The 1,029-nt window shown below is 64.6% G+C and carries 1 protein-coding gene; it reads right to left on the bottom strand.

Annotated elements, in window-relative coordinates:
• A partial coding sequence (locus ACR2JA_RS07805) for a malate synthase G (RefSeq protein WP_434008530.1) occupies positions 1-1,029 on the bottom strand: 1,029 nt, incomplete at both ends.

The raw sequence follows: 1,029 nt of genomic DNA, 5'->3' as shown, positions 1-1,029 counted from the left end.
ACGATGCCGTGGTGCAGCCAGTTGGCCACGTGCTGGCTGCTGATGCGCAGCGTGGCGCGGTCTTCCATCAGGCCGATGTCGTTGATGTCCGGCACCTTGGAGCAGCCCACGCCCTGGTCGACCCAGCGCACCACGTAACCCAGGATGCCCTGGATGTTGTTGTCCAGCTCGGCCTGTTTTTCGGCGTCGGTCCAGTTCGGGTTGGCGCTCACCGGCACGGTCAGCATACCGGTCAGGATGTTGTCGCGCTCCTTGCTGGAGTCGATCTTTTCCAGCTCCTTCTGCACGTCGGACACCAGCACCTGGTGGTAGTGCAGGGCGTGCAGCGTGGCGCCGGTGGGCGATGGCACCCAGGCGGTGTTGGCGCCGGCCTTGGGGTGGCCGATCTTGACCTTCATCATCTCGGCCATCAGGTCGGGCATGGCCCACATGCCCTTGCCGATTTGCGCCTTGCCGCGCAGGCCGCAGCTCAGGCCCACCAGCACGTTGTTGCGCTCGTAGCTCTGGATCCAGGCGCTGGTCTTCATGTCGCCCTTGCGGACCATGGGGCCGGCCAGCATGGCGGTGTGCATCTCGTCGCCGGTGCGGTCCAGGAAGCCGGTGTTGATGAAGGCGACGCGGCTGGCCGCGGCTTCGATACAGGCTTTCAGGTTCACGGAGGTGCGGCGCTCTTCGTCCATGATGCCCAGCTTGACGGTGCTGTCGGCCAGGCCCAGCACCTGCTCGACGCGGCCGAACAGTTCGCAGGCAAAGGCCACTTCGCGCGGGCCGTGCATCTTGGGTTTGACGATGTAGACCGAGCCCTTGCGCGAGTTGCGAATGGCGTCTTTTTTGGTCTTCTTCAGGTCGTGCATCGCGATGGTGGTGGTGACCATCGCATCCAGGATGCCTTCGGGGATCTCTTTGCCTTCCGCGCCCCACAGGATGGCGGGGTTGGTCATCAGGTGGCCCACGTTGCGCACGAACATGAGCGAGCGGCCGTGCAAGCGCACCTTTTTGCCGTTGGGGCTGGTGTATTCGCGGTCGGCG

Origin of the sequence: Hydrogenophaga sp., from assembly GCF_051007235.1 — a bacterium.
GTDB lineage: Bacteria > Pseudomonadota > Gammaproteobacteria > Burkholderiales > Burkholderiaceae_C > Hydrogenophaga.
The sequence above is the reverse complement of the archived record's forward strand: the minus strand, read 5'-3'. Positions and strand labels throughout refer to the sequence as shown.